This is a genomic window from Trichocoleus sp. AS-A1 (assembly GCF_039962015.1).
Taxonomy (GTDB): Bacteria; Cyanobacteriota; Cyanobacteriia; order Cyanobacteriales; family FACHB-T130; genus FACHB-T130.
Genome location: NZ_JAMPKG010000017.1, coordinates 96,786 through 123,302, shown reverse-complemented (window position 1 = coordinate 123,302; position 26,517 = coordinate 96,786). Strand labels below are relative to the sequence as shown.

Sequence of the window (26,517 nt, the reverse complement as noted above, 5' to 3'; positions counted from 1 at the left end):
CATCTATTTGCTTTGATTGCTTTGAGATGTTCCGCCGAATTGCAACAATTCCTGCCGCAAGCGATAAAGAATTGTATTCGGTTCTACCTGATTGAGAATCTCTTGAATGACGGTATTCGCTCCCAACTGTCCCCAGGTGCAGCCTTGCTCTAGATACACCTGCGCCGCCCGACCGACTGCATAAGCTCCATATCCAGCGATACCAGCTTGGGCGATCGCTGCACCGCCATAAGCCGTAATATTCGTTGGACTCTCCCCAGCCCCAATCGCTGCCGCACTCTTGCCCAACCCGAAAACTAAACTACTGCCGAATTCACCCAGCAGCAAGCCGCCCGAACTAAACACAATGGTTTTCCAAAGCTTTCCAACTTCATAACCCGTCATCGGCAACCCATACAGCCGCGACAAGGAGCGAATCAGCGCCAAATCCGCCACCGTTCCTGCCAAGACATCCAAAACAGCAATCGGATTGAGCGCAACTGCGATCGCTTTGTATCTCACATAGCTCCAAATTAGCTGCTCCGCCTCAGTTTCACGAGCCGCCACCACCTTCTGAGCAATGCTTTCTTCAGCTTCTCGCGCCTGAACTAAGGCATTGAGCGCTAAAAGCGATCGCCCTTCTCGATTCAGAATCCCCAAAATCTTCTGCTTCAACTCATCCACCTGCGGCGGCGGCGTCTCCCATTCCTGCGTGACGCGACCATCGGGCCACTCTACTCGCACCTCTAGGGGTGCAGGTTCCGCCGCCACCATCACAATTTCATCTTCTTGTAAAGCGGAGAGCGATCGCGTCTCCCGACTGCCAGCACCCAGAATTTGCAACTGTTGATAAATTGCTTGTCGGTCTTGCTCCGGATATAGGTCAATTTTGTTAAATACTAAAATCAAAGGCTTCTGGCTCAATCGCAATTCGCACAGCGCTTGATACTCCGTTCGCGTGATATCACCCGCCACCACAAACAAAATCAGGTCAGATTGACGCGCTACTTCCCGCGCCATTTCTGCTCGCGCTTGCCCCTGAATTTCATCCAATCCAGGCGTATCAATCAATTCCACCTGCACCTTACCCGCCGCGTTAGGCGTCCAGCGCACGGAACGGGGCCACTGAGTCACCCCATTCAGCGGCCCAGTTTGCAGAATTTTCTGCCCCACTAAGGCATTTAACACTGCTGATTTGCCGCGACTGACCAAACCAAAAGCAGCTATCCGAATCACACCCTGGTCTAACTTATCCAGCGTAGACTTCAAAAAATCCAGTTCAGTTTGCAGCGCTGCGGTTGCTTCTAATTTTGAAGGGTGCTTTTGGCTGCGAGTGTGGGAATACCAAGACAGCGCTTGCCGCAGACTGGCGCGAGCGCGATTGAAGTGAGTTTCTTGCAGATTGGTACGTGCAGAGGATGTGTGACCCCCAGCAGCCGCATTGGTTTGGGATAATTGAGGATGGCTCAAGGCTAGATTAGAAGAAGCTACAGATCCATTTTCGCTCGATATCTCATTGCGATCGCTTGATTGCACTCTACCTGAAATGAAAAATCCACTTCTTTGTTCTCTTTTCCTAACCACCTTCCTGGTGGGTGGCTCTCCCATCATTAATGCAGTGCAAGCTGAGCAACCGATTCTACTCGCTCAGTCCGTATGGAAGCCCTTCGCTTCACGCGCGGGAGGCTTCACCGTGTTGATGCCCGGTGCACCGAACCAAAGTCAGGAAACGATTCAGACTAAAGGTGGGCCAATTAAAGTCCAACTCTTCCAGAGTTTCCGACCAAATCAAGCCGGTTATGTCGTTGGTTATTCCGATCTCCCGGCTAATCTGATCAAGACTCCTAGTGATGTTAACGATTTCTTGGCTGGGGCAATTACTGGATTTGCAAATAGTTCAAAAGGGAAGCTTTTAAGCCAACGAAATATTAATTTAGGAAGTTACCCCGGAAGAGAATTTAAACTGCAACTCTCTCAAGGAGTAATCGTTAAAAGTAGATTTTATTTGGTAGATCGGAGACGGTTTTATCAGGTTTTCGTAGTAACGGATAAAGAAGAAGACTTAGTTAAAAGTATTGATGGTTTTTTGACTTCTTTCAAACTTACTAAAAATCCATCGGCAGCCCGGAACGTCCCCAAGGAAAACCTCAACGCCTCTTTACAAAAGGCAGTCTGCACTCAAAATTGGACGCAAGCGATCAAAGTAATCGATCGAATGAGAAAAGTTGTCCGCGATCCAAACACCCAAAGTCAGTTAGTAGCCTATCGACAGCAATTACGAGGTTTGGAAAATTCTAATGTACCCGTTCCTGCCTCAGTCCTTACTGGTTGTACCGCTGCTCGGTAAGCGAAACAAACACGCAACAACGATAGCAATCCTATTTTAGTTGTGAGATGCCTACCTTTCAGAACCCCGACTTTTCTAAAAAGTCGGGGTTCTCGCCTTCACAAATGATTTAGGATGGCGATCGCACTGCATTCTCTATTTTCAGTTTGCTATCAATTCGCGGGCAGTCTCGCAGCTAGGACGAGCCGTGAGTTTGGGATACGGCTCCGAAGCAAATTCTTGAGCGGGGTTGCTTAATAAATAGCGATCGCATACTCCAAATAGTTCCGCTTCAGTCTGGGATAGGCGCATATCTTTTAAGAAAGATCCAGCGGCATCCACACTCTGACCGATGTAATTTAGATACATCTTCATATAACTAACCCGCGCTTTCTCCGGTACCGTCCATGCTGTCATCGTTCGACGCAGTAGCTCAATGTAACCGCGAACTTCACCCAGCGTTACGATCGAAACAGGTTGACCACTCAGGTATTGGCGAATTTGCTTAAAAATCCAAGGATTTCGGATCGCAGCGCGACCAACCATTACCCCGGCTGCTCCTGTCGTGTCTAGAACCGTTGCTGCTGTTGCGGCAGATGTCACGTTCCCGTTGGCTAAAACTGGGCAATTAACCCGTTGGACGGCATGGGCAATCAGATCGTAATGCACGTTGCCATAATACATCTCCTTAACAGTACGACCGTGCAAGCTCAGCAAATCGATGTTGTGCAAATTAATCAAGTCGAGGATACGATCGAAATTAGCGGTATCTTCAAAGCCAATTCGCATTTTGACCGTCAAAAGCCCATCGACTGCCCCCCTCAACTCGCCAAGGATTTGGCTAATCTTTTCAGGATCGCGTAACAATCCTCCACCCACGTTTTTGCGATAAATTCTTGGCGCAGGACATCCCATATTCAGGTCGATACCCGCGACTGGATAGCGGCTGAGTTCTTTCGCAATGCGTACGAGATCGGAAACGCTCTCACCGATGAGCTGAGCAAAGACGGGGCGTCCGGTGGAGTTCTCTGTAATTGATCTGAGGATGTTTTTATCTAAACCCGAACTCGTGTGGACGCGAAAATACTCAGTAAAGAAATAATCAGGACTGCCATAGTTAGCGATCGCGCTCATGAACAGCAGATCCGTCACATCCTGCATGGGAGCAAGCGCCGTTAATTTCAGTCCCGGATACATAGGAGGCGGAAGTAGAGCGGATTGTGACATTTGCGCGGTCGGTTGATGTTGGATAAAAAATTATTTGTTGCGTTTGACAAACTTCTTGTCACTCGGACTAAAAAGCTTGAAAGCTTGTAGAATCCCAACTTGGATTTAGATAATCATCCTTTTCAGATCGTCCCATACAGCGACTTATTATTTTAGCTTTAAAAAGATGTCATTTCAATAGGTAATGGTTCCTGCCTGTACCTTTTAAAATGACGAAGATTTGTTAATAGAAACAACTATCTTTTATTCTAAAATTATTCAACACCAATTAATCAATTCATTCTAATTAACGCCAGTTACTCAAAAATTATAACCAACTCCAATTAAAAGTCCGACATCAGCATTGCGATTAGCGGGGAAGCCTGCATTTGCCCGTACCGTGCCCGTTAAGTCTCTTGATAACGGAACATCAACGCCGCCAGAAATAAGTGGACTGATATTCAGACCATCGGCAATCCTGAGCATGACTCCTCCACCAAGGAAAGGGGAGATAATAGTTTGTCCAGATGCACCGCGAATGGGAAACTCACCAGTTAGGGCAATCATCGAAGTTGCAGTGCGATCGCCAAATATGATTGTGGCATCGTGCAAAGACAGGTTGTCCGTAAATCCGACCTTGGTCAGAATCGCTAGACCTCCCGTTCCTAGGGCAGTCGTATCACCCGCTAGTCCGATAGCACCTCCAAGACCGATATAGCTGCGCCGGGGACGAGATTCTGGTTCGGGATTGACCTGAGCTTTCAGCGGTGCATTTGTTTGTGAAGGGACTGCATCTGATTGCTGCAAAACACGTTTAAAAGTAGCATCAGGGGTTGACACTGAACCTGCTGACTGGGCGTAGGATTGTCCTGGCTCTAAGACAGCGGAGCTAACTAAGCAGACAAGACTCAGTTTTAGAAAACTTACAAGAGGTTGCAACATCATTTTTTTACTCATGATTGATTATAGGCGTTGCTCAAAAAGGAATGCTTTCCTGAGCAAAATGGAACAATTAACCTGTCCACCGCTTTTCCGAAATGAAGTGTCCAAACTGTAACGCCGCCGATGTGTCAAAGAACGGTCATCATAAGGAGCGAATCATGTAGGTGCGATCGCTCCAAGTGGCATAGATGCTGAGCAAAAGTAGATGTTGGATTTCAAGAGCGTTAACCCAATCTATGGCGATGGGCGGTCGCACGAGCATAATTTTCCACCCAAATACTTTTTAAATTCCTCCAACCCTCCGTCATTGTTCCACCTTTCATAAAACCTTTTAAGATCGCCGAGCAAGTGAGGGTCTCCATTCATAAGTGTTGGGTCAAATCCAAGTAATTCAGATTGAGGAGAGAGATTGTTCCAGTCAAGGTGAGGCAGCCACCAAATAATCCTGACAAATCGATTAAACCAGCCTCCGTTCGCATAGGAACTCTTATCAAGAATTTCAACAATATGAGTCACTTTGCCTTTCTGGATCAAGACCATCAGGTCTCCATATTCAGGTAGAGAAGCCTTCTCACTTTTAAAGCTCAAAGGGAAAACGGTAACTCCATTGGCATCAACAACATTGTCCATTTCCTTTAAACGTTCACGTGTGTATGCCCATTTTTTCGGGTCGGGATCGGTAATCACTTTGACCCACTTAAGTGTGGATAAGTTCACGTTTTGCATAAGCTTGACTGAATCAATTTACCTAAGATTATGGCTTAGACGAAGCTAAGGAGGCACGATGCTCTACCACGCATCTTCAAGAGTAACCTAATGATAGTTATTGTTTGGACACTTCATTCAATCTAGCCTCAATCGCCGCTAGCGTATCTGTTTCCCCTGTATCACTTTGAATACCTTGTGATGATTTCCTGGCTGCTCATCGTACAAATACCGTAATACTTGCAGCCTGATTATAGATTATGCGGCAACAACAGCGTAACGCAGCACTTCTAACACCTCAATAGGAGCGCAACCATACAAACCTGCTCCCCAGGCTGCATTTTGCTCAACAACTGCCCATCCTCTTCCTTGAATCACACCCATATCAATTACTGTTGCCTGAAGAATCTCTACCCGTTCATCTGATAGTAGAGTTTCGATAAACTCCTGAACCTCACACTCTTCCTCTTCTGTATGTACAAAATCATTCTCTCGCTGTAACTCTCCATCGCGGAGATAGACTGAGAATGTTTTCAGGGAGCGATTCAAAATAAAGCAGCGAAACTCCTTTTCCCAGTTCACAATTTCTGCAATTAGCACTGGCATCTTATCGGGATAGTCGCTTGGCAATTCCTCACCTTGATAAACGCGAGCAGGGAAACTTTTGTCGTTTGGCGGTTTGATAAAAGCTGCTTTTTCCATACTCCGTGCTTCACCCAGCGTACTGAGATAAACCCAACGCTTCCGATATTCTTCAGGTAAATTGGGTAGCCAATCATCTGGTGCGTCAAGTAAGCGAAGTCCAAGTTGCTCCGCTATCATCTCTGTCATCAACGCTTCCACATACAAGACTGGTTCGGGTACAAGTTTTAATTCCTCAGGTAGCCTCCAGTTCATTAATCGCTCGACTCGCCAACCCAGACGATTAGCTGCACGCCATAAAGCTTGAGAATCTTCAGTGTAGCGAGGAGTCAAAATCAGAGTTGGCATCAGTTACAAAGTCTTTAAATGCTAGCAGGCAATCTCTAATTATAAGCAAGCCACTGGAGAGATACTGCCCCTCCTACCTCTTCGTTATCAGCACAGTGCCTTGCTTCTCGGCTTCCGGTGCTTAATGTAATGAAGTACCGTCCTCAGCACACATCCATAAATACGATTACTGCCATCTTTCCATCCCACATCGACAAGCTGATAGCGATCGCATCCTTGGAATGCTAAGAGCAAAATTCATCTTGGCGTATATGCAAAGCAGAAGTATAGGTTGGGTTTCCTTGCATTAACTCAAGCTATGACGATGAGCGATCGCACTTCTGTTGCAGCACATTATTTATGAAGTCCCATAATGAATTTTCTGCATTTTTCAGCATTTGTGTAACATCCAAAACCTAACCTCCTTATCATCTAGTAATGGAAACTAGGACGACACTAGCTGTCCAATACAGCAAAGTGTTAGGTGTACTCCTCCTCATCTTCATCTTCGTTTAAGAATGCTTCACCATTACCATCTAATAATTGACTCATCTCAGAAGGCAGCTCAATACCTTTTTCTCGGAGTTTAATACTTATTTCACGCAGTTGGTTTATATGAGTGGAAATTTCTTCCAGCTCATCTATTAAGTTACCCACTTCTTCATCAGTGACTTCGCCACAGACAACACAGGTACCTTGTAAAATCGATGCACTACGGGTTCCACAATTCATACATAGGTAAATAGTGTCTTTTGCATTGCGGGAAGACCAAAGTTTAGCAACTTCCTCCTTTGACTCTGTGCCTGCTGAACCAAGTTCAGCAAGTAAACCACCTAAAGTCTCCACAATTGGATCAAAATCATTTGTCCAAGGTTCCCAACTCCATTCTTCGGTGAGCGTCACACCAAAAAGTCGATAGGTTAAGTAATTACACAGGGATAGGAAATCTAGAGAAACAGCACGCGCTTCCTCCAATCTAAAGCTAAACATATAATGCTCAATTGCATTACGTATATCTTTTGCCTGCTGGATTAGAGCTACTTGTTGTGGTGAAAGAAGTGATGGTTCGAGAGCTATGAGCTTGTTTAGGGCATCTGGCAGCCCAATAGTGTAGGTTCTGGATTTATTTCGGAAGACATCATTAGGATTCTGCTGATATATGTATCCCTTAATAATCAGTTCAAGTGCTTGTATGAGATGCAAGATTGCAAACTTGTAGTGATAAGTATTTGGAGGCTTAGTAAAAAGCTCTCCTCCCCAAGATTTTAGACAGCCTTTCTCATCTCTCCATGAGACAAAACCATCTTCGTCATATTCTTTGCCAAAATCAACAGATTGCTCCGCTAACTCTAAATGTTCAACTGCGTGATAAAGGCTGTGATAGCCATTTTGCAGCAAATTCAGTTTCAGCATTACTTAATAATTTTTCTGATTTTTTTTTGATACGCTAATTATCTATTGAACCGCATCGAACGGTTTAACACACTTATCTGTAAGTTGCCCTCCCCAAAGGATACCCTGACTAGAGTAGTAGCGTAACTAATGGATAATTAGCAGTCTTGAGAAACCTGTGTCAGCCGTCTTGAACCTAAAACTCAACAGTCAAAATTTCATTAATCAGTCCACCGGGGAGGTACTGCCCCTCCTACAGCAATGTTGTAAGCATTGCACCTCGCTTTTCGGTCTCCAGTGGAAATAATGGGTGGTATAGGAGTTGAACCTATCTGGTGCTGGTTAAAAGCCAGCTGCACAGCCGATATGCCAACCACCCGCACAAATGAAACTGCCAGAGTGGGGGTCGAACCCACAACCTTGCGGTTAACAGCCGCTTGCTCCGCCATTGAGCTATCTGGCATTAACCCCTTACCCAAGAGTCGAACTTGGCTACCATTCTTAGGAGGAATAAGTCTGCATCCAGCAGGTAAGGGAAGTTTTATCCCGTGCAAGTCGAAAAAGCATTTGGTTTTGTCGGTTAACAGCCGAGTGTGTATGCTTTGTCTGTTAGGACACGGGTGAAAATTGGCTCCGGGAGTAGGACTTGTAGGCACAGCCTTCAAGGGAGAGTACCTACAACAACGCGGTTAACAGCCGCGAACTCTGCTATTGAGCTATCCCGGAATAACCCCTCGCCCAAGAGTCGAACTTGGTCGCCAGCCTTCGGAGGGCTAGGTCTGCATCCCGCAGGCAAGGGAAACCCCTCTGGATGGAGTCGAACCATCAAGTCCGGCGTTCGTAGCACCAGATCCTATTCCGTTGGCAGAGGGAAATCCACTGGGAAGGTACTGCCCCTTCTATAGCCGCGTTATCAGCACGGTGCTTCGCTTTTCAGCCTCCAGTGGACGAAGGAAGATGGAGGAATCGAACCCCTACGACATCACTGCCGTACCACGGTTTTCAAGGCCGCTTGCTGTCCATTCAGCGGCATCTTCCGAGTTGAATAACGGAAGCTGGAGGAGTCGAACCCCTACAGTTATTCACTGCACTCCTGTGTTCGAGACAGGTTGCCGTCCTCTCGGCAGCAGCTTCCATTCAGGGGTATCTGACGGGAATCGAACCCGCTATGACTGGTTCCACAAACCAGCGCCGCTACCGCTTTGGCTTCAGACACCATCATGGAGTCAAGGAGAATCGAACTCCTAACCTCTTGTGTGCAAAGCAAGCGCTCGTGCCTTTTGAGCTATGACCCCTAAATTTGGTGGATACTGGTCAGAATCGAACTGACATCTTTCTACTTGCAAGGTAGATGCTCTACCAATTGAGCTACAGACCCGTGTTTTGTGTTGTTGAATGCGATCGCATTCTTGCGTGCAAGTTATCAGAGCAATATGCGTTTTCTCAGTTACTAGAGGGACTCCGCCGATGAGTTGTTACACACTCTTTAAAGGATGGCTACCTTGAAGCAAACCTGCCGGGTTCTTCGCACTCCTCGTTCTCAAACGCCCGCTGTGTTTGAACAGCGTTACTTTTCCTCTCGTACTAAAGTATGTAGGCTCTAAGGATTGGGTCACGCAAGATGCGATCGCCGTAATTGCAAAATATCAACAAACCAACTTAATTCACCTCCTTAAATTAAGAAGCGTTAAACCAGCGCCTCCACTAGGATTTGAACCTAGGACAATCACTTTAGAAGAGTGCTGCTCTTTCCCCTGAGCTATGGAGGCAATCTAAATTGGTAGTCCTGGCAGGATTTGAACCCGCAACCCCTTGCTTGTAAGGCAAACGCTCCACCATTGAGCTACAGGACTACGAAAGCGAGTGATGGGACTCGAACCCATGCGCTGAGTGTGGCGTACTCAGATGCTAGCCGCTACATCACACCCGCATATTTAACAGAGCGGACAACGGGACTCGAACCCGTATCATAAGCTTGGAAGGCTAATGTGCTAGCCATTGCACCATATCCGCATATCTAAAATCTGAAACTGCTTGAGGCGTTGATTCTAGTTGTGAGGGAATCTTATTTTTCTGATGAAAATCGACTTTGAAATTCTCCAAATATTCTGCTTTCTTTAGAAGAGTCGAGTACAGAAAATAGGACGCTTCTGAATCTCCCCCAAAATTGACCGTTGGGTAATAAGAAATCTGCAAACATTTGGGCAACCATTGATGGCTCATTTTTAAATACCCCACATCCCCAAGCCCCTAAAACTAGAGCATCGCATCCATAGTAAACAGCTAAGCTCAACAATTTTGCACCGCGACTATACAGAACTTCGGGTATTTTTTCAGCATCCTTGGGTTGGTTTCTCCAAATGGCACCAGCATTAGGAGCTGGACTTGTTATGAAATCAACCAGAAAAGGTTTCTCTAAAAGCGTTCCATCATCTTTTCGGAAGATTGGACAACCGGGTGAGTAGATGATGCGATCGGAGTATAGGAGCGATCGCTGAGAACGATGGAAATCGTAGTATTCGGGACATTTTAACAGGCTTTTATAAAGTGCCGAACTACGCGCCAGACTCTCTTCTTGGGCTTGAGCGCCTTTGAGAAATCCACCTCCAGGGTTTTTAGCAGAAGCAAAATTGAGAACGGCAATTTTTTGAAAGTTTTGCGATTGCGTTATGCGTTCTGCTCCCATCAGAGTTGTCTCATTCCTAACCTCAAATTCTATATTTGAGAATTGAGGAGAGCTAGAGAGAACGTTTTGTTTGATAGTTGAGAGGGTATCGGGTTCGTAGTATTTTGTCTGAGCAAGACAGGATACCAATCCTTGACCAATATCGACCTGTTTACCTTCAGGGGAGTAGTAGTAGCCTGCTTCGAGAATTTCTAGCGTGTCTTGAGCGATCGCAATCCGCCTCATGATTTCTGCTCTAATTCGTTAGCACAAAATTAACAGACGATTAGCCTCTGCATTTTAGCCATGCCATTCAGTTCAACAAGATATAGAGAAGAAGTGAGCTAAAGCATCTGTAACCGTCATCGTTGTCATATTTCCCTCCTCTTTAAACTCAAAAAATAGACTGTTAGCATAGCCACACCCAAGCAGATGGCGAGACTCGAACTCGCATAGGCAGTTTACAAGGCTGCTGTGTTGCCATTAACACCACACCTGCAATCAGAAAGCAGACGGCGGGGGTTGTTCGCGTCAGCGTTCCCGTTCGGCGTTAGCCGTTACCGAAGGCTAGGGTACACACATCAAGGGCTTACCATGCCCTTATGTTTCCGGTTACGCCACATCTGCTTGAAGCAGGCGGCGAGAGTCGAACTCGCATCAGAAGATTACGAAACTTCTATGCTTGCCATTGCACCACGCCTGCAATTTGGTGGCGGGGGCAGGAGTTGAACCTGCTGATAAGAGGCTTATGAGACCTCCAAGCCTACCCTGGCTACTTCACCCGCATCGCACCAATACCCCTGACTGGACTTGAACCAGTAACCTCTTCGTTCTAAGCGAAGCGCCTCGTGCCAATTGGGCTACAGGGGCAAAATGATTGGTCTATTCGTATTCGGGCTTTAACACCCAATATCCCTGGCTGGGAGCGAACCAGCATAAACTTTGCACTCAACAAAGTATGTCTACCTGTTGCATCACAGGGATAAATCGGGGTGGCAGGATTTGAACCTGCGACCTTCAGCTCCCAAAGCTGCCGCGCTAGCCAAGCTGCGCCACACCCCGTTAATGCTCCTGGTGGGATTTGAACCCACACATAGACTGTTTTTAAGACAGCCGCCTACTTCCAATTGGGCTACAGGAGCGAGTTTTGATGCTCCCGGTGAGACTCGAACTCACACATAGACTGTTTTTGAGACAGCCGCCTACTTCCAATTGGGCTACAGGAGCGTGATGAAAGCTGCCCTCTTAGGGACAGAACTGGGGAGGCAGGGCTTGAACCTGCATTTTTCCGCTTTCAAAGAGCGGTGCCATACCATTAGGCGACTCCCCAATAAATGCCGAGGTAGGATTCGCACCTACAACTTCATAATTCAGAGTTATGCGACTTGCTATTCGTCCACTCGGCAATGAAAGGCTGCCCTGGTAGGGATTGAACCTACGACCGTTCGCTTAACAGGCGACTGCTCTTCCACTGAGCTACAAGGCAATGACAGCCCCCCAGGTCAGAATCGAACTGACGACCTCCTGTGCTTCAAACAGGCGCTAACTACCAACTGAGCTACCGGGGGAAGTTTCAACGGAGAGGACAGGATTTGAACCTGCGTTAGGTAAAACCTAATCAGACTTTCCAAGTCTGCGCCTTAAGCCACTCGACCACCTCTCCAAGTTGACGAGAGCGGAGGAACTTGAACCCCCACGTCTACCCTCCGGGAAGCAAGCTACGGTTTCGTAGACCGATGTTTTATCCAGTTAAACTACGCTCTCAATGGCGAGGGGACTGAGATTTGAACTCAGATCATCGGTTTTGGAGACCGAGATGTTGCCAATTACACCATCCCCACATACGATTTGAACTTTGAATCTAAAATTAAAAATCCAAAGTCCAATGAGTCGGGCAGGATTCGCACCTGCAATGCATAAAAGCGGCGGTTTTACAGACCACTGCCCACGCTAATAGGCGAGCCGACCCAAATGAAAAAGGCGGAGAGGACAGGACTCGAACCTGCAATGGGTTGCCCCAAACTTCTTTAGCAGAAAAGCGCTTTTACCATTCAGCCACCTCTCCAGATAGCCCCAAAGGGATTTGTAGGCGAAGCCTTCTCGAAGGGTACCCTTGTACTCGCCTTGAGGGGGCGATGTCCTAAACCGCTAGACGATGAGGCTTTGAGTAGGAGTAGTAGGAATTGAACCTACGACGAGCCTCTTATGAGAAGGCTGCTCTACCACCTGAGCTATACTCCCTCGATTGCAGTCTTGAGGGCAGTGGGAGTAGCAGGACTCGAACCTGCAACCATACGGTTAAGAGCCGCCTGCTCTGCCAATTGAGCTATACTCCCTTTGAGAGGTCGAGGTGGGATTTGAACCCACGAATTTCTCTTTTGCAGAGAGACGCCTTAAGCCTCTTGGCGACTCGACCTCGGCGATTTGGGCAATTTACAATCTGAAAGAAACAGATACTAAATCGCCCCATAGTCCCAACGGGGTTTGAACCCGTATTCCAGTATTGAAAGCACTGTGTCCTAGCCGCTTAGACGATGGGACCTTGTAGCGAGATGAGATTAAGAATTTTTATCTCTATTTGCTGAACGAGGCTGACGGGACTTGAACCCGCGACATCTTGTTCGACAGACAAGCACTCTACGCAACTGAGTTACAGCCTCATCAATTCAGCAATCTTGCTACAAACGTGTTACATCTCCGGGCTGTGGGGGGCATTGCTTGCTAGGCTATCCCCCCACTTGAGATGTCTGTGCTTAATTAAAAATGCACAGTATCAATCGTTAAATAGGTGATTTCTTATTCAGTTTTCAAGGTTCAGAAAAAGATGGAAAATATTTACAGAAATAATCGCCTTTCTAGGTAATAAACCTGTTGGGTATTACGCCTAGATTCAGCAGTTTTGGTTTGAGTGAGGTGTGTATTATCCGCTTGTTCAGTATCTACTTCAGATTTTTGGGAAGTAGGCTGATGCTGCACCTCAAAGGATTCTGGCAGATGCCAGCCTTTATCGATTCGTTGGATGTAAAGTAACATCATGACTTTTTTGGGTTAGAGGTTTTTGTCTCTTTCCCTCTTTCAATATATTTATACTACATAAATACTACACAAGGTGTCAAGGGGTTGGAAAAAATATTTTTATAATTTTGGAAAGATGCAGGAAATCAACCTAAACTCCTGACTGAGCTTAAGTTTGATGCCTGACATTTTGCCAAGTCATCTATATATATAAGGAATTGCAGGCTGTAGTATGGGATGTGCGATCGCTCATCCCCTGGCGGATGGTTCCCTGGCAGATAGCACTGACGCAAGACAAAATCGAGGGTCACTGACCCTAGAGCGATCGCTCATCCCCACAAAAACTCAGATCGAAAACGCTTCAATCTCGCTATTACTCCACTCTCGTTTCGAGCGCTCAGCGATAAACGGTCGGACTTTGAACTTCGGAGGGCGACCGTCAAAGACATCAATTCGCAAAAATGAGTAAGGTCGTCGCTTCTGCAACCCCTGACCATGACGACCGACAAAAAGCAGCGATTTTGCTACCAAGCGGGTGTCATCGCCCTTGATACCCCCAAAATTCTCCGTCAATTCCGCTCCCTCAGACCGCTGACGGCGGAGACTGTGACCGCTGCCACCACAAACAATCCAATTGATATTGGAGTCCCCGTATCCGGTATCGCCAGTTTGGAGATATTCCAGGCAGTGAGCGTGACCGTTTAGAATCAGATCGACCAGCGGACGCCCCTCCGCCTGGTTTCCGACTGCTTGCTTCACCGCATCCAACACCCGGCGGAGGCGGTGGCGAACCGCTAAAGTTTGCGCCTGGTGCCACTTCGTCGCCTCCGTGACGTAGGGGGGATGGTGGAAATAAATGACCCGCCCGCGCACCTCGGCAGTATTCCAAGATTCGATCAGCCTTTGCCGCAGCCAGTCCAGCTGCTCAACGTCAGTGACTGTTGTTTCGTCCGCTGCCAGTTGCTTGTTGATGTCAATCAACAGTTCGTCGATTTGCTCTAGTTTGGCTTGATTGTCATCCAGCTGTTCAGCCTCTTCAGGTCGCCCCGAACTCAGTAGAGCGGAGGCTTCCATGATTTGAAGTTTCTGCCGTTCCAGGTCAGACCGACGATTTTCCAACTCGCTACGGTAGTCGTCCCCCTCTTTCGTTGTTGGCAGGGGTATTGGCGCATTGAAAGTATTTGAATCGAGCGCAAAGAAATCAATCCCACCGCTGCGAAACGTGTAATAGCGGTTAGGTAAGCGGGTGAAGCGTCCTGGTTGATAAGAAAGACAGCGACCTGTATCCGTCTTGGCAGTGTAATGACGATCTAGATGACGAGCCAGTTCGCTCTCGCTATTGAACGCTTTGAGGTAGTCAAGAAACGCTCGTGCATAGGCATTCCCTTGACCCGAACCATGCCAGCCAATGTCCAAATCTAACTGGGAGCGCAGCAGGCGGCGTAAGGGCAGCGAAGCCTGGGCAATTAAACCATAGATAAAGGGTAGGTCATAGTAATCGTGGTTCCCTGGCACCGGCAAGAACGGCATATTAAAGACCATTTGATCGTAGGCAATGCGTTCCGGGCGATCGCCTCCTACCAAAAACTCTCGGTAGGGAGAAATAAAGTTTTTTAGATAGTATTCGCTAGAGCCAACCAGATAGATCACGTCGCCGGTGTGCAACACGAAACGGCTCTGTTCGCGGTGGGCAAGCATGAGTTCTGCGATTTGTCGTTGGGGGTTGTATCCTCGATAGGAGCCAGAGCCACTATCCCCCACGACTAAAAATGAGAACTCCGGAGTGTCAGAAGCGCCATCGTCTAAAACCATCCGGGTTTGATCGATTCCTCGTTCCACAAGACTCGGTGCAAGCCATCGCACTCTTTCGTTCATCTTACGGATTTTGACCGAGATCGGTGGATCGGATACAAATTGCATAGCTGCTTTACTCCCAGATTTCTCTGTGCCCTCGTTGCTCGTCCCACTGCATGCTGATTGTACCTGCCTGCGTTCGCAGAAGGCTTCTATCGGTTTATATTAGTTTTCCGATCGGCGAGAGCGACGAGTAGCTTGCTTGTAGTCTAGAAGATAGACACGATGTAATCTGAATCTATCCGCCGTTTTAATCTCTATGACTGAGCAACGTGATGCTGATTCGTCGTCAATAGATTCTCAGCAACCTAGCGAACCAAAGGATGCTGTGACGACTGAGTCGGTCAATGATTCTCCCAAAAACCGCATTGCGGGTGTTTGGAACGACGCAACCGCACGCTTGAGGCAACTGCTACCTGTAGAACAAGTGGCACAAAAGACTGTTGGGTGGTTTAGTGTCAGCGAAGACCGAGTTGCAGAGATTTTGGAGACGGTTCGAGCCGAACTCCCAACTACGGAAGCCTTGTTGATTGGGAAACCTCAAGCTGGAAAAAGTTCGATTGTGCGGGGGCTGACGGGCGTTTCTGCTGAGATTGTCGGTCAGGGATTTCGCCCTCACACGCAACACACGGAACGGTATGCTTATCCTTCTAGCGACGTGCCGTTACTCATTTTTACAGATACGGTCGGGCTGGGAGATGTAAACCAGGACACTCAGGCGATCGTTAAGGAGTTGGTTGGCGATTTGCAACAGGAGAGCCGTTCTGCCAGAATTCTGATTCTGACGGTCAAAATTAATGATTTTGCAACCGACACACTGCGACAGATTACGACTCAGCTGCGTCAGCAGTATCCAGATATTCCTTGTCTGCTAGCTGTCACCTGCTTGCATGAGGTTTATCCTCCCGGTACTAACGATCATCCCGCTTATCCACCCGATTATGAGGAGGTTAACCGAGCTTTCGGTGCCATTCAACAAGCGTTTGCCGGAGTGTGCGATCGCTCCGTTATGATTGACTTCACCCTGGAAGAAGATGGTTACACGCCAGTATTTTATGGCTTAGAGGCGCTGCGAGATACCTTGGCAGACCTCCTACCAGAAGCGGAAGCGCGGGCGATTTATCAATTATTAGATAAGGGCGCTAGCGAACAAATTGGCAACCTCTACCGAGATGTTGGACGCCGTTATATGTTGGCATTTTCCATCATGGCAGCCGCGATTGAGGCGGTACCGTTGCCATTTGCCACCATGCCTGTCCTAACTGCCTTGCAAGTCTCAATGGTCGGTTTGTTAGGAAAATTGTACGGGCAAACCCTGAGTCCATCGCAGGCGGGGGGGGTCGTTAGCGCGATCGCGAGTGGTTTCCTAGCACGGGCAATCGGACGGGAGTTAATTAAATTCTTACCGGGTTTTGGGAGCGCGATCGCTGCTTCCTGGGCAGCTGCCTACACCTGGTCATTGGGCGAAGGTGCCTGCGTCTATTTCGGTGACTTAATGGGAGGTAAAAAACCCGATCCGCAGAAAATTCAATCTGTGATGCAAGAAGCGTTTAAAACAGCGCAAGAACGATTTAAAGGAATCAAGCATTGAGAAAACCTGTGCCAATTTGCATTGCAGCAAGAATTGAAACAGCGCATCGATCGCGATTGCCATTTACTCACTTTAATGCACTACATCATAAGACAGTTGCACAAGACCAGAATCATAAGTTTGACATTTAGTAAGATTCAAAGATTGAGAAATTGTTCCATTATCAAATAATGGAATTCCTTCACCCAATATCGTTGGATGTATTGAAAGAATTAGCTCATCTACTAGGTTCTGACTCATCAAGGCATGAGTCAGTTGAGATCCGCCAACTAACCAGATATTCTTTCCATCTACCTGACGCAATTGCTCTACAAATTCCGTGATGTCTTCCCTGATAACTTCAGCATTGCTATCTGCTGGAAAGAGAGGATTTTTTGTAAACACATAGCTTTTTACACCTTTGTAAGGATACTCACCGAAAGTCAGCACTTGCTCGTAAGTTTTCCTACCCATCAGAAGAGTATCAACACTGGCGAAGAATTCTGAATAGCCGTAATCTTGGTCTGTAAATAACCAGTCAATGTCGCCAGACTGCCGCGCAATATAACCGTCTAAACTGGATGCAATGAACAGGATAACTTTACGCATTGCTCTTTTTCCTATACCTTTTCCTTTGCTGGTGGTACGATGCCAAGCTTATTCAAACCTTTATCCAGTACCTTTAGTAACTGAAAATCTTGCTCTGGCAAGGGATAAGTGCTACTGGTGAACAATCCTGCACTTTGAGAAGGGCGCTTTTCTAGGAAGGAGAATGCTTGTCGAAACTGATGCGGTTCTGCTTGAATTGGCGAGTCAAAATGGCAGGGAATAATTCGCTGAAAGTCCCAACTTGCTACCTTATCTGCCCATTCGATAGTTTCTTTCGGTGCGCGGTTGAGAATCAAAGTTTGTAGAATTGGTGCCACAAACAGACGACCATCTCCTCGCAGCGCATCGAACGACCGCTTCCAATCTGGCTTCCATCTAAAGGGAAACAAACCGAAATAAGCTTTCTTAGAACGTTCCGGTGCTTTGAGAGCATTGCGAAACACTTCACCCCATTTGGGGACTTCTAGTACGCCTGGTTGGAAGTACAAAGTAAATAGGGAGATGCGCTGCCATCCCTTCCGACGATTTGCCTGAGTGTTGGCAACGATATCAGACGCTTGCTCCTTGGCATGGAACAGCAAAGGATAGGGGTCTAATTGGACAATTGCCGGCGGATCTTCTGGTATGGAAATTACCGAGTCGGTTACAAGTAGCGTGCGCGATCGCGCATGAAAAAATGCAACTTCCGCGAACTTACCCGGTCCCAGGTAGATGGGACCCAGTATCGCGTAGTCAAACTGGTTGGCAAAGGGGGTAGTGCTGCTGTCTTGTGGAAGTACCTGAGTGCGTTTGGAAGGCAAACCCAGCCAACTGAGGGGGAGATTGAGGGGAAAACTCCACTGAGAAGGAGCCACAAAAACCTGTGCAAGCGGAAAACATCTAGCAAAGGGACCCACGAAGACTTTGTGTTCTAGTCCAGAAATCGTGGGTAGGATGATGTACTTGACATCTCCGTGTTCTGCTACCAATTCTTTGACAAGCCGGATACACTCAGGAGTCGGCGCAACAGGCGCATAGACGAGCAAACCCCCTTCATCTAGCTTAACGACTGTCATGCGAATCGGCACGACAACGTAGAAGATGCCCTGAAGCTGGTCAAAAGTCCAGACTGTATCCTGAACAACTTCTTTGCGAATAGTCCGCCGACTGCCAAAAGGATAGAGAGGCAAAGTGAACCAGAAAGACCAGGAAAAGTCCCTCAGATGAATCTGTTCTTCGTTTAGTGTGCGTTCATCATCAGCCACTTCACGACCCCCTTCCGCATTCGCTCAATCTGTGTTTATTTGAACTTCAGAAGTTGGAGTGTAGCAAATTGTTGTCACAATAAACTACATTTTTGTTAAAACTCAGCCTGCTTATACCATTTTAGATTTTAGATTTCAAATTTTGGATGGTAGAAGACTGGCAGCGATCGCGTACAGCCCTTTGGGCATGAAAACAGCGAAGCGAGGCGTTAGCCTAGCGCTGACTTGTCAGTTCGCGTCCTTGCCAGTAGCCACTAACAACAATTTATTTGTACTCTAGCGCCCCTAAATGATTCCTGAAGGCGAGATACCCGAAAACTCTTACGGAGTCGGGTATCTGAAGGGTTAGCTCACCATTCAAATGCTAGGATTGCGACTACACGCTATTGAAGGCTGGACGAGGTTTCTGGCGATTGCACAAGAACCCCGGAATTTGGGATTTTACGGTTGAAGTCTTTGAGATGGTTTTTTAAAAAGAGCGATCGCGTCTATATGTCACGGCTAACGGAGTGTGGCTTGAGATGAACCCCATTTATTTAGTTACAGCCATTTTTCTCGTCTTTGTCACCTACACAAAACCTAGTTGGTTTTGGCAAACCCGAAAGACACTCCTCATTAGACGTAGAATTGGCGATCGCGCTACAGCTATTTTTTGTTACGCACTTGCAGTAGCGCTCATCATCAGCGCGATTATTTAATAATTGCTCCCACAAGCCTTTCCTTCTGCAAGGCTTGCTAGTATGCCAATGCCCTTGGTAAATCTTTGGCATACTAGCGCTTTCTCCTTGCGTTCTTTTCCCTAAAATTCAAGCTAGAAATAACAGTTTATAACTCAACTTTGTGTTGGGAGAATTGTTAGGGAGATACGGCTTTCAATCCTTTAGCTGTTAGGATTACCTCAGCTCCTTTCTTTACGGTTAAGGTTGTTGAAGAGTCAGATCCTTCAGGCTGATCGGGATTGCTGATTGGTGTCTCAAGAATGTAAAAATAATCCCCATTCGCCCACCCTGTGGTGCAACTTCCATCCCGGCAAGTGATTTTACCTCCAGTTAAATTGATGCATTTCCCATTAGCATCACAACCACGGTAGCTAAGGTTTCCCGTTCCATTGACCCCTGACCAAGATTTGGCATTACCAACCGTTATTGTCCACTCACCATTACTGAGAGTTTGTGAGTCAGTTGGAGCTTGAGAGTTTCCATCATCGATAATCTCCATTTTGGTAATGAGAGATTCTTGTTTGCTTTTGCCGCAAGGTTCGATGCTTTCACAATCATTAACGGAGAGGATTTCATAAGAGTTACGAACTTTCTTATTCAAGAAAGTTTTTTCTTGTTCGCAGACTTCAAATGATGCGCCAACATTCCTCTCGATTCTGTTTTCATCCACTAGGGTGACGTAGCATTTGAGGTCGCCTTGTACCATGCTTGTGACGGTACCAATGGTTGGCTGCTTGGTTGAAACTTGCTTATTTTTATCGCGTTTAACTTCGGTATTCGTTTGAGCTTTATTAGAAGAATTAGTGCTAATCTCGGTATTTGTTTGAGTCTTATTAGAAGAATTAGCTTGAACTTCGGTATCTGTTTCAACTTTATTAGAAGAATCCGCCTTCGTTTCTGGGGCGTTATTTGGTTGATTTTGCTGAGAAGCATTAGGAAGCGAGTTACCACAACTCACAAGCCAGACAGAGCAAATCGTGAATGCAATTGTCTTTGTCAACTTTTTCATGTTTGAGTTTTTTCCAAAATTGAGTGAGTGCATTCTTGATAACTACGCTTTTGGGTCAGTAATGGGTATCTTCACTTTAAATTCTGTGTTTCCCGAAGCGCTAGAAAGTCTATGTTTTCCCAATAAGTTCTAAAATCCATATAGACCAAGGGTTTTAGTTCGGAAAAAAGAAATTAATATTTGCTGTTTTTTGGCTAATCCCCTTCCATTTTGGTGAGGCTACACATACAGATACCCCCAAACTCTGCCAAGGGCGCGATCGCATTGCACAGGGATGACTGAGTGCATACGCCTATGCGATCGCTTGAAAAAAGAAGCTATTTTTTCTCTTTGCAAGGAGTATCGGGGAGAAATCAGGATTCTCACTACCGTTTTTAAAAAGAAGGATATTTTCTCCCTTTTTCAAGGGAGTTTAGGCAAGCTCGTACCTTATCCGAAAAGGATTAGAGTCTGCCTTTGATCAAGAAATTTAGCAATTTTGGGTGGACTTGTTTGGATAGTGTACTTACTAGAGTGATTTTTCCCGTTTAACTGATTCAAACCTGTAAGAAGAATCACAGTAAAGGGAATTCAGAGTTATGACCGATGCCCGTCAAATGAAGATTCAATGGATTACTGCTGAATTCAAGCGGTTAAATGCACAGCTTTCCGAGCTTTTGGAACAACAAAAGCAGATACCGAGGGAATCTTGCGATTGGTGGCAATTGCAGGATCTGATTAGCGAAGTGGAAGACGAGATAGAGGCGTTGGTTTTTACCTCTAGTTGATTCATTATGCGTTCCCGATCGCTTCTATAGCAGTCTTGAGCCAATCAATGTAAGTTTGTTCTCTGCGGATCGCTAATTCTAGTCCGAGCCGTTGCAGAATCTGCTCGCGGCTCGCAGAGCGATCGCTCAGGGTTGGCAAGTCAATACTTTCACACTCAGCTAGCTTTTGGCGGCGTCCAGTTAGTTGCTGTTCTAACAGTTGAAGGATGGCTTCATCCGGTAACTGCGCCGCAAAATGCAACTGCACGAGTAAGGGATCTCGCACGGTTGGCAAGGGCTGAGGACATTGCAGCCATCGGATTAATTCGGCTTGTCCTGCCTCAGTCACGCTGTAAACTTTGCGATTTGGGCGATCGCTCTGAATCTCTACAGTACAGGTAATCCACCCTTGCCCAACCAGTTTATCGAGGGTTCTGTAGATTTGTGCTTGGTCTGCGGGCCACAAGTGAGCAATACATCGATCGAAGCAGCTGGTTTTCAGGTCGTAACCCGTCCTCTCTTCTTGGTGAAGTAAACCCAGAATTGCGTGTGCTAGAGACATAGACGGTTTTCCGAAGAATGAAGTAGTGGAAGCTCTATTGGTTCCTTACGATCTTATGCTAATATATGATTAATCATATATAGGAGCAATCAAAGTAAATGAGACGAATGATGGTTTGCTCCGATGTTGGTTCTGATAAAGAACCTAACGGCTTGGTCTTGAGTTGAACCAGGCACCAGCTTCTTGCCGACTGGGGTTGATGACCCAATTTAGATAGACTTTCATACTCTGCAAGTGCTGGTTATCTGCATATTCTTCGCCAGGGTTCTGATTAAACTGATAACTAAGGCATCAAGGAGACAGTTGATGACGACTCAAATACGAACGATGCGAACGGTTGCAGGCATTATTAACAGTGTCGAAACGCTGGAAGGTGAAGGGATGCTTGTGCGCCGCCCATTCCCCAAAAGCACCTTTTCCCACTTCGACCCCTTCCTCCTCCTTGATGAATTAGGGCCGGTTGATATTGCGCCGGGTCAAGCAAAAGGAGCGCCAGATCATCCCCATCGGGGCTTTGAGACGGTTTCCTATGTTCTTGAAGGGCGCTTGGAACACAAAGATTCACAGGGTCATGCAGGACAGTTGGGTTCTGGTGATGTGCAGTGGATGACCGCAGGAGCCGGTGTTGTCCATTCAGAAATGCCAGAGCGGGAATTTGCTCGGACTGGTGGACGGCTTCACGGACTGCAACTTTGGGTCAATCTGCCTCGGCGGGACAAGATGATGAAACCTCGTTATCAGGAAATCTCGGCGGAGCAAATTCCCACTGCTCAGACTGATGATGGCTTGGTAAGGGTAAAAGCGATCGCTGGAGAAGCGCTGGGAGTCAAGTCAGCGATCGCAACGCAAACTCCGATAATGTACCTGCACTTCACGCTCCAACCGGGCGGAACAGTGGTTCAGCCTGTGCCAAAAGAATACAATGCCTTTACATACGTGCTAGATGGAGAAGGTTTGTTTGGTGCAGACAAGGAACGCGCAGGAGATGGGCAGATGGTGTTGTTTGCACAAGATGGTGAGGAAGTAGCAATTTCAAATCCATCGGATGCGCGATCGCCATTGGACGTGTTGCTCATTGCAGGTGTACCGCTAAACGAGCCAGTTGTCCGCTACGGGCCATTCGTAATGAATACCCAAGCAGAAATTGTTCAAGCAATTGAAGATTATCGTAACGGGAGGATGGGTTCCATTGACTTCTAACACACTGCTACAACGAATACATCAACATCAATATCTGCGCGATCTGCGGAACAAATTGCTGCACCTCCACCGGATGTTGCTTGACACAGAACGCATCACTTACGAACAGGTGCGCGGACGGGTATCCAACACAGAACTCCTGAAACTCGTGATTGAGCACGAACAATTTGCGTGGCTGCATCGCCTTTCTGAGCTGGTTGTGCAAATTGATGAAATGCTCTCTAGCGATGAACCTGTATCGCTGGATGATATCCAAAATCTGATTACCAATGCCCGCACGCTGCTGACGCCGTCAGAGCTAGGCAATGAATTTGCCCGGAAATACTACAATGCTTTCCAACGCGAACCGGGCGTTGTGTTAGCACACGCAGCGGTATCAGAGCTTCTTGCATCTGATAAATAAGGACAAGTGAAGGAAAAGCACCGCAAGTAACTTGCGGTGCTTTTCTATGTGTAGGGAAATCTTGGAGAGTCCTTTAGTGCAAGCAACGATCTAGGCTTCATTTGAGAGAAGTATGCGATCGCGCTTAGCAACTTTCGGCATCTCTTCAGACAGGTGCTGGGCTTTTCCCAATCACACTTACTCTTACAGAACAGAAAATACAGAACCGAAAATCTGCTTTCGCTGAATCGCTGCTTCAGGTTTCCAGCGTTTTACATTTGCTAAATGCAGCCGAGCAAGTTAGTCTAGCAAGAGTAGAATAAAACTACATGAATTTATATTAAAAATATGAGGGACTGGTGCCTCAACTGCATTTGCAGTAATGTAGGCTCTCTCAGTAATTATTGTTATAAAAACGCTCAGTAATCTTCTTAAATAAAGTTGAAGTTTATCCTATAACTTTTGCATAAACTCAACTTAACCTAAATCAAATCTATGACTTTGTTAGTATAAACGATATCTAGTATTTGTGTGGCTCTCGACTCAACAAATTGGGGATATGCCTAAAGGTACAGACAATTTATTAAAATAAACTTTATAGTTGTTAACAAGAGACAAAAAACTAGGTAAAAAACTTGGCTAATATCGTTGATACCGCCGTTCAGGCTGGTTCATTTAACACCCTAGTTGCTGCCGTCAAAGCTGCTGGTTTGGTTGATACACTACAAGGCGCTGGTCCCTTCACTGTGTTTGCGCCTACTGATGAAGCTTTCGCTAAACTTCCCGCAGGTACAGTAGATTCTTTGCTTCAAGATATTCCGAAGCTTAAGCAAATCCTGACCTATCATGTCGTTTCCGGCAAAGTGATGGCAGCTGACGTAGTTAAGCTGAAGTCAGCTACTACAGTTCAGGGTTCAGATGTGAAAATTGATGCTTCCAATGGTGGCGTCAAAGTGAATGATGCAACAGTTGCAACAGCGGATGTTACTGCTGATAATGGTGTCATCCACGTCATTGACACAGTATTGCTTCCTGCGTAAGTAACGCAAGAAATAGTGAATACTCTGTGTGGGGCAGCGATTATTTATAATCGCTGCCCCACAACTATTTAAATGTGTTTTCTCTATGGGAAAGTTGCGAGTACGGTTCTCAAATTATTACGGTTAATATGCGATCGCGTACAGCCCTTTGGGCATGAAAACAGCGAAGCGAGACGTTAGCTTAGCGCTGAGTTGTCAGTTTGCTCTGTTTGTGTGAAGTTGCGATCGCTTTTATCAGCTCGCCGCCATGCAGCACCTAGCCGATTATTGCTTCGACTGGCGTTGGACAATAGCGGTGACGATGCCGATGCCAAATGCTCCGAGGATCGCAAAGCCTAAGAGTAACTGACTGCCTTCAAAGATTCCAGCGCCAGCAGCGACCCAAAGCGGTTTGGCAATCAGAATGCTGACGACGAGAGCTAAGAAATAGCTTTGCCAACGCATTGTGGTCATTCCGGCAGCATAAGCGACAAAATCAAACAGTCCGGTCATCAAAAGACCCGTCATCAGGAAAAAGTTGCCTTCTAAATGTTGTTGAGCGAGGCGATCGACTTTTTCCATAAATTGCTGACCGACAAATCGCTCTACTAAACCCCGTCCGTAACGACGAGCAATATAGAAATTGAACGTACACGAGGCTAAATCTGCCAACGCAACGACTAGCAATCCTTGAGCGAACCCAAACAGACCTCCTGCTAAAATCGCGTAAGCAGTACCTGGAAGCACTGGCACAATGATACTGGTAAAGCGCAGCCCAAACACGATCGCGGGTGCCCAGATGCCAAACCGATCCACCTGTTCTCGAACTTGCTCAATCCCATATTTGTTGAGCAGCCAGATTGCTAAAGTAATGAGAACTCCAATCGCAAACCAGCGCAGAATTTTGATCCAGTTGTATTTCATGCGGCTCAACTACTCGAAACCTATTTGGTATGGTTGCATGAAATTGATGGCACCGTGATGGAGCGATCGCGTTGCGCTGACAAGTCAGTTCGCGCAAGTTTATTTGTAGGTTGCGATCGCAAGTGCGGGTGATGAATGCGATCGCTGTTGAAGGGAACTGAGAAGTCATGCTGAGTGTCATACAGGTTAAAGCATGGCACGCTCCAATCTTTTTTCTTTTATTAATAGAAACCGACCATGAAGACTCTGCTACTCGCCAGTGTATTCGCTTCTCTTTTGGCGTCCAATGCCTTGAATGTGTCCTCAACGAACACGCCTTCTCAAGCAGACTGGTTTCGTTTCATTGCTCAACCACGTACCTCAGGGCAAGCGTTAGAACGTCCTTTGGTGAGTGCAAAAGGTGGCGCGGGAAGTATTGTAATTCGTGCAGACCTATCTGCATCAGATCCTTGCCAGAAGCTCAGCGGTGCGGCGGAACGCAAAGGCAAGAAAGTAACAGTGCGCGTTACCATCCGTCAACCTGAGGGTGGATGTATCGCTACAATCGGCAATTTTCGCTATGAAGCGACTCTTAACAAGCTTACCCCTGGCAAGTACCAGGTTGAAGTAATCCACGATTATGTGAATAATGGTTGGCCAAGTGGAACAGTATTCAAGCGTAAGGTGAGCGTAAGATAAGACAGGAAATCTTCCACCAAGAGCGATCGCGTTGCGCTGACAAGTCAGTTCGCGCAAGTTTATTTGAAGTTGCGATCGCAAGTGCGGGTGATGAATGCGATCGCTGTTGAAGGGAACTGAGAAGTCATGCTGAGTGTCATAAAGGTTAAAGCATCGCACGCTCCAATCTTTTTTCCTTTTATTAATAGCAACCGACCATGAAGACTCTGCTACTCGCCAGTGTATTCGCTTCTTTTTTGGCGTCCAATCCCTTGAATGTATCCTCAACGAACACGCCTTCTCAAGCTGACTGGTTTCGTTTCATCGTTCAGCCGGGTACGCCTGGACAAGTGTTAGAACGTCCTTTGGTGAGTGCAAAAGGTGGTGCGGGAAATATTACGGTTCGTACAGACTTATCTGCCTCAACTCCTTGCCAGAAGCTCAGCGGTGCGGCGGAACGCAAAGGCAAGAAAGTAACAGTGCGCGTTACCATCCGTCCACGTGAGACTGGTGGATGTATCCTCATGGTCGGCAATTTCCGCTATGAAGCTAATCTTAACAAGCTTACCCCTGGCAAGTACCAGGTTGAAGTAATCCACGAATACCCGAATAGTGGTTGGTTAAGTGAGACGGTATTCAAGCGTCAGGTGAGCGTAAGATAAGACAGGAAATCTTCCACGAAGAGCGATCGCTTGCATTTGTTTGAGGATGCGATCGCGCTTCTACGTGCAGTCAAAATTTAGAAAGAATGCGATCGCGTTGCGCTGACAAGTCAGTTCGCGTAGCGTACCATAGGCTAGTCATGCGGCTTATGACCGATTAA

Annotated in this window: 25 protein-coding genes and 31 tRNA genes; 10 read left to right on the top strand and 46 right to left on the bottom strand. The window is 46.8% G+C overall.

From position 1 onward, the window contains the following. Window positions 1-3: 3 nt before the first annotated feature. On the bottom strand, window positions 4-1,380 hold the full coding sequence (locus NC994_RS15090; RefSeq protein ID WP_242030388.1) for a GTP-binding protein: 1,377 nt from the start codon (window positions 1,378-1,380) through the stop codon (window positions 4-6). 145 nt (window positions 1,381-1,525) lie between these two features. Here NC994_RS15090 and NC994_RS15085 point away from each other — a divergent pair, with 145 nt between their 5' ends. Further along, entirely contained in the window at window positions 1,526-2,326 is an 801-nt protein-coding gene (locus tag NC994_RS15085; protein WP_190433129.1) for a hypothetical protein, read from the top strand. Window positions 2,327-2,467: 141 nt separating this feature from the next. Here NC994_RS15085 and NC994_RS15080 read toward each other — a convergent pair whose 3' ends face one another. From NC994_RS15080 to NC994_RS14890, 39 genes are all read right to left on the bottom strand, one after another. Beyond that, window positions 2,468-3,532 (bottom strand): tRNA-dihydrouridine synthase family protein, encoded by a 1,065-nt coding sequence (locus tag NC994_RS15080; RefSeq protein ID WP_190433097.1) that lies wholly within the window; start codon window positions 3,530-3,532, stop codon window positions 2,468-2,470. A gap of 300 nt (window positions 3,533-3,832) precedes the next feature. Beyond that, a complete protein-coding gene (locus NC994_RS15075) occupies window positions 3,833-4,456 on the bottom strand; it encodes a hypothetical protein (protein WP_190433094.1) in 624 nt (207 codons plus the stop codon). A gap of 231 nt (window positions 4,457-4,687) precedes the next feature. Further along, entirely contained in the window at window positions 4,688-5,179 is a 492-nt protein-coding gene (locus NC994_RS15070; protein ID WP_190433092.1) for a hypothetical protein, read from the bottom strand. Window positions 5,180-5,416: 237 nt separating this feature from the next. Continuing rightward, window positions 5,417-6,148 (bottom strand): ATP-grasp domain-containing protein, encoded by a 732-nt coding sequence (locus tag NC994_RS15065; RefSeq protein ID WP_190433091.1) that lies wholly within the window; start codon window positions 6,146-6,148, stop codon window positions 5,417-5,419. Window positions 6,149-6,607: 459 nt separating this feature from the next. Further along, window positions 6,608-7,540 carry a hypothetical protein gene (locus NC994_RS15060; RefSeq protein ID WP_190412525.1) on the bottom strand — a complete coding sequence of 311 codons (933 nt, stop codon included), beginning with the start codon at window positions 7,538-7,540 and terminating at the stop codon, window positions 6,608-6,610. Window positions 7,541-7,826: 286 nt separating this feature from the next. Then, a tRNA-Lys gene (locus NC994_RS15055) sits at window positions 7,827-7,898 on the bottom strand. A gap of 12 nt (window positions 7,899-7,910) precedes the next feature. Then, window positions 7,911-7,982, bottom strand: a tRNA-Asn gene (locus NC994_RS15050). Window positions 7,983-8,147: 165 nt separating this feature from the next. After that, window positions 8,148-8,245 (bottom strand) — tRNA-Asn (locus NC994_RS15045). Window positions 8,246-8,568: 323 nt separating this feature from the next. Continuing rightward, a tRNA-Ser gene (locus tag NC994_RS15040) sits at window positions 8,569-8,654 on the bottom strand. Between the two features lie 7 nt (window positions 8,655-8,661). Beyond that, a tRNA-His gene (locus NC994_RS15035) sits at window positions 8,662-8,735 on the bottom strand. Window positions 8,736-8,740: 5 nt separating this feature from the next. Further along, a tRNA-Ala gene (locus NC994_RS15030) sits at window positions 8,741-8,814 on the bottom strand. 6 nt (window positions 8,815-8,820) lie between these two features. After that, window positions 8,821-8,897, bottom strand: a tRNA-Ala gene (locus tag NC994_RS15025). A gap of 318 nt (window positions 8,898-9,215) precedes the next feature. Then, window positions 9,216-9,288 (bottom strand) — tRNA-Arg (locus NC994_RS15020). A gap of 9 nt (window positions 9,289-9,297) precedes the next feature. Further along, window positions 9,298-9,372, bottom strand: a tRNA-Val gene (locus tag NC994_RS15015). Window positions 9,373-9,377: 5 nt separating this feature from the next. Then, window positions 9,378-9,449 (bottom strand) — tRNA-Gly (locus NC994_RS15010). Between the two features lie 11 nt (window positions 9,450-9,460). After that, window positions 9,461-9,532 (bottom strand) — tRNA-Gly (locus NC994_RS15005). 52 nt (window positions 9,533-9,584) lie between these two features. Further along, complete coding sequence (locus NC994_RS15000; protein WP_190433088.1) at window positions 9,585-10,430, bottom strand: TIGR02452 family protein; 846 nt, start codon at window positions 10,428-10,430, stop codon at window positions 9,585-9,587. A 181-nt stretch (window positions 10,431-10,611) separates the two neighbouring features. After that, window positions 10,612-10,683, bottom strand: a tRNA-Thr gene (locus tag NC994_RS14995). Window positions 10,684-10,815: 132 nt separating this feature from the next. Further along, window positions 10,816-10,887: transfer RNA gene (locus tag NC994_RS14990), tRNA-Thr, on the bottom strand. 92 nt (window positions 10,888-10,979) lie between these two features. After that, window positions 10,980-11,054 (bottom strand) — tRNA-Leu (locus NC994_RS14985). Window positions 11,055-11,171: 117 nt separating this feature from the next. Next, a tRNA-Pro gene (locus NC994_RS14980) sits at window positions 11,172-11,246 on the bottom strand. A gap of 4 nt (window positions 11,247-11,250) precedes the next feature. After that, window positions 11,251-11,326 (bottom strand) — tRNA-Leu (locus NC994_RS14975). Between the two features lie 9 nt (window positions 11,327-11,335). Continuing rightward, a tRNA-Leu gene (locus tag NC994_RS14970) sits at window positions 11,336-11,411 on the bottom strand. A 30-nt stretch (window positions 11,412-11,441) separates the two neighbouring features. After that, window positions 11,442-11,514 (bottom strand) — tRNA-Gln (locus NC994_RS14965). Between the two features lie 4 nt (window positions 11,515-11,518). Next, window positions 11,519-11,590: transfer RNA gene (locus tag NC994_RS14960), tRNA-Gln, on the bottom strand. An 8-nt stretch (window positions 11,591-11,598) separates the two neighbouring features. Beyond that, window positions 11,599-11,670: transfer RNA gene (locus NC994_RS14955), tRNA-Asn, on the bottom strand. A 7-nt stretch (window positions 11,671-11,677) separates the two neighbouring features. Further along, window positions 11,678-11,752: transfer RNA gene (locus NC994_RS14950), tRNA-Phe, on the bottom strand. Between the two features lie 9 nt (window positions 11,753-11,761). Continuing rightward, window positions 11,762-11,847, bottom strand: a tRNA-Ser gene (locus tag NC994_RS14945). Between the two features lie 7 nt (window positions 11,848-11,854). Further along, a tRNA-Arg gene (locus tag NC994_RS14940) sits at window positions 11,855-11,948 on the bottom strand. A gap of 2 nt (window positions 11,949-11,950) precedes the next feature. Next, window positions 11,951-12,025, bottom strand: a tRNA-Trp gene (locus tag NC994_RS14935). A 45-nt stretch (window positions 12,026-12,070) separates the two neighbouring features. Further along, window positions 12,071-12,153 (bottom strand) — tRNA-Tyr (locus tag NC994_RS14930). Window positions 12,154-12,165: 12 nt separating this feature from the next. Continuing rightward, a tRNA-Ser gene (locus NC994_RS14925) sits at window positions 12,166-12,249 on the bottom strand. A gap of 103 nt (window positions 12,250-12,352) precedes the next feature. After that, window positions 12,353-12,425, bottom strand: a tRNA-Met gene (locus tag NC994_RS14920). Window positions 12,426-12,447: 22 nt separating this feature from the next. Beyond that, window positions 12,448-12,520 (bottom strand) — tRNA-Lys (locus tag NC994_RS14915). A gap of 6 nt (window positions 12,521-12,526) precedes the next feature. Next, window positions 12,527-12,600, bottom strand: a tRNA-Cys gene (locus NC994_RS14910). Between the two features lie 53 nt (window positions 12,601-12,653). Next, window positions 12,654-12,726 (bottom strand) — tRNA-Glu (locus tag NC994_RS14905). A 44-nt stretch (window positions 12,727-12,770) separates the two neighbouring features. Beyond that, window positions 12,771-12,844 (bottom strand) — tRNA-Asp (locus NC994_RS14900). 175 nt (window positions 12,845-13,019) lie between these two features. Continuing rightward, on the bottom strand, window positions 13,020-13,220 hold the full coding sequence (locus NC994_RS14895; RefSeq protein WP_190433086.1) for a hypothetical protein: 201 nt from the start codon (window positions 13,218-13,220) through the stop codon (window positions 13,020-13,022). Between the two features lie 324 nt (window positions 13,221-13,544). Continuing rightward, window positions 13,545-15,119, bottom strand: coding sequence for a metallophosphoesterase (locus NC994_RS14890; RefSeq protein WP_190433084.1), 1,575 nt, complete (start codon window positions 15,117-15,119; stop codon window positions 13,545-13,547). Window positions 15,120-15,312: 193 nt separating this feature from the next. On the opposite strand from NC994_RS14890, the gene NC994_RS14885 reads away from it, so the two are divergent. Next, window positions 15,313-16,644, top strand: a complete 1,332-nt coding sequence (locus NC994_RS14885; RefSeq protein WP_190433082.1) for a GTPase — start codon at window positions 15,313-15,315, stop codon at window positions 16,642-16,644. A gap of 72 nt (window positions 16,645-16,716) precedes the next feature. Here the strand turns inward: NC994_RS14885 and NC994_RS14880 are convergent, their stop codons facing one another. Together NC994_RS14880 and NC994_RS14875 are read right to left on the bottom strand one after the other, a co-directional pair. Continuing rightward, complete coding sequence (locus tag NC994_RS14880; RefSeq protein WP_190412520.1) at window positions 16,717-17,232, bottom strand: dihydrofolate reductase family protein; 516 nt, start codon at window positions 17,230-17,232, stop codon at window positions 16,717-16,719. A gap of 11 nt (window positions 17,233-17,243) precedes the next feature. Beyond that, window positions 17,244-18,476 (bottom strand): DUF4336 domain-containing protein, encoded by a 1,233-nt coding sequence (locus tag NC994_RS14875; RefSeq protein WP_190433076.1) that lies wholly within the window; start codon window positions 18,474-18,476, stop codon window positions 17,244-17,246. Between the two features lie 142 nt (window positions 18,477-18,618). Here NC994_RS14875 and NC994_RS14870 point away from each other — a divergent pair, with 142 nt between their 5' ends. Both NC994_RS14870 and NC994_RS14865 read left to right on the top strand, forming a co-directional pair. Continuing rightward, window positions 18,619-18,756, top strand: a complete 138-nt coding sequence (locus tag NC994_RS14870; RefSeq protein ID WP_190433074.1) for a hypothetical protein — start codon at window positions 18,619-18,621, stop codon at window positions 18,754-18,756. A gap of 241 nt (window positions 18,757-18,997) precedes the next feature. Further along, on the top strand, window positions 18,998-19,174 hold the full coding sequence (locus NC994_RS14865) for a hypothetical protein (protein ID WP_190433072.1): 177 nt from the start codon (window positions 18,998-19,000) through the stop codon (window positions 19,172-19,174). Between the two features lie 157 nt (window positions 19,175-19,331). On the opposite strand, the gene NC994_RS14860 is transcribed toward NC994_RS14865, so the two are convergent. Further along, window positions 19,332-20,204 carry a hypothetical protein gene (locus NC994_RS14860; RefSeq protein WP_190433070.1) on the bottom strand — a complete coding sequence of 291 codons (873 nt, stop codon included), beginning with the start codon at window positions 20,202-20,204 and terminating at the stop codon, window positions 19,332-19,334. Between the two features lie 578 nt (window positions 20,205-20,782). Between NC994_RS14860 and NC994_RS14855 the strand changes: the two genes are divergently transcribed. After that, window positions 20,783-20,971, top strand: a complete 189-nt coding sequence (locus NC994_RS14855) for a hypothetical protein (RefSeq protein WP_190412516.1) — start codon at window positions 20,783-20,785, stop codon at window positions 20,969-20,971. 4 nt (window positions 20,972-20,975) lie between these two features. Here NC994_RS14855 and NC994_RS14850 read toward each other — a convergent pair whose 3' ends face one another. Then, complete coding sequence (locus NC994_RS14850) at window positions 20,976-21,512, bottom strand: PadR family transcriptional regulator (protein ID WP_190433068.1); 537 nt, start codon at window positions 21,510-21,512, stop codon at window positions 20,976-20,978. A 306-nt stretch (window positions 21,513-21,818) separates the two neighbouring features. On the opposite strand from NC994_RS14850, the gene NC994_RS14845 reads away from it, so the two are divergent. The 3 genes from NC994_RS14845 to NC994_RS14835 all read left to right on the top strand — a co-directional run bounded on the left by NC994_RS14845 (window position 21,819) and on the right by NC994_RS14835 (window position 24,134). After that, window positions 21,819-22,712 carry a pirin family protein gene (locus NC994_RS14845; RefSeq protein ID WP_190433066.1) on the top strand — a complete coding sequence of 298 codons (894 nt, stop codon included), beginning with the start codon at window positions 21,819-21,821 and terminating at the stop codon, window positions 22,710-22,712. Beyond that, window positions 22,702-23,115 (top strand): hypothetical protein, encoded by a 414-nt coding sequence (locus NC994_RS14840; RefSeq protein ID WP_199299475.1) that lies wholly within the window; start codon window positions 22,702-22,704, stop codon window positions 23,113-23,115. Before NC994_RS14845 ends, NC994_RS14840 begins: the two co-directional genes overlap by 11 nt. A gap of 614 nt (window positions 23,116-23,729) precedes the next feature. Continuing rightward, on the top strand, window positions 23,730-24,134 hold the full coding sequence (locus NC994_RS14835; RefSeq protein WP_190433064.1) for a fasciclin domain-containing protein: 405 nt from the start codon (window positions 23,730-23,732) through the stop codon (window positions 24,132-24,134). A 264-nt stretch (window positions 24,135-24,398) separates the two neighbouring features. Here NC994_RS14835 and NC994_RS14830 read toward each other — a convergent pair whose 3' ends face one another. After that, window positions 24,399-25,037, bottom strand: coding sequence for a VTT domain-containing protein (locus NC994_RS14830; RefSeq protein WP_190433063.1), 639 nt, complete (start codon window positions 25,035-25,037; stop codon window positions 24,399-24,401). 20 nt (window positions 25,038-25,057) lie between these two features. Continuing rightward, on the bottom strand, window positions 25,058-25,237 hold the full coding sequence (locus NC994_RS14825; protein ID WP_190433062.1) for a hypothetical protein: 180 nt from the start codon (window positions 25,235-25,237) through the stop codon (window positions 25,058-25,060). 37 nt (window positions 25,238-25,274) lie between these two features. On the opposite strand from NC994_RS14825, the gene NC994_RS14820 reads away from it, so the two are divergent. Both NC994_RS14820 and NC994_RS14815 read left to right on the top strand, forming a co-directional pair. Beyond that, window positions 25,275-25,715, top strand: a complete 441-nt coding sequence (locus NC994_RS14820; RefSeq protein WP_190433061.1) for a hypothetical protein — start codon at window positions 25,275-25,277, stop codon at window positions 25,713-25,715. Between the two features lie 197 nt (window positions 25,716-25,912). Then, complete coding sequence (locus tag NC994_RS14815) at window positions 25,913-26,356, top strand: hypothetical protein (protein ID WP_190433060.1); 444 nt, start codon at window positions 25,913-25,915, stop codon at window positions 26,354-26,356. Window positions 26,357-26,517 lie beyond the last annotated feature (161 nt).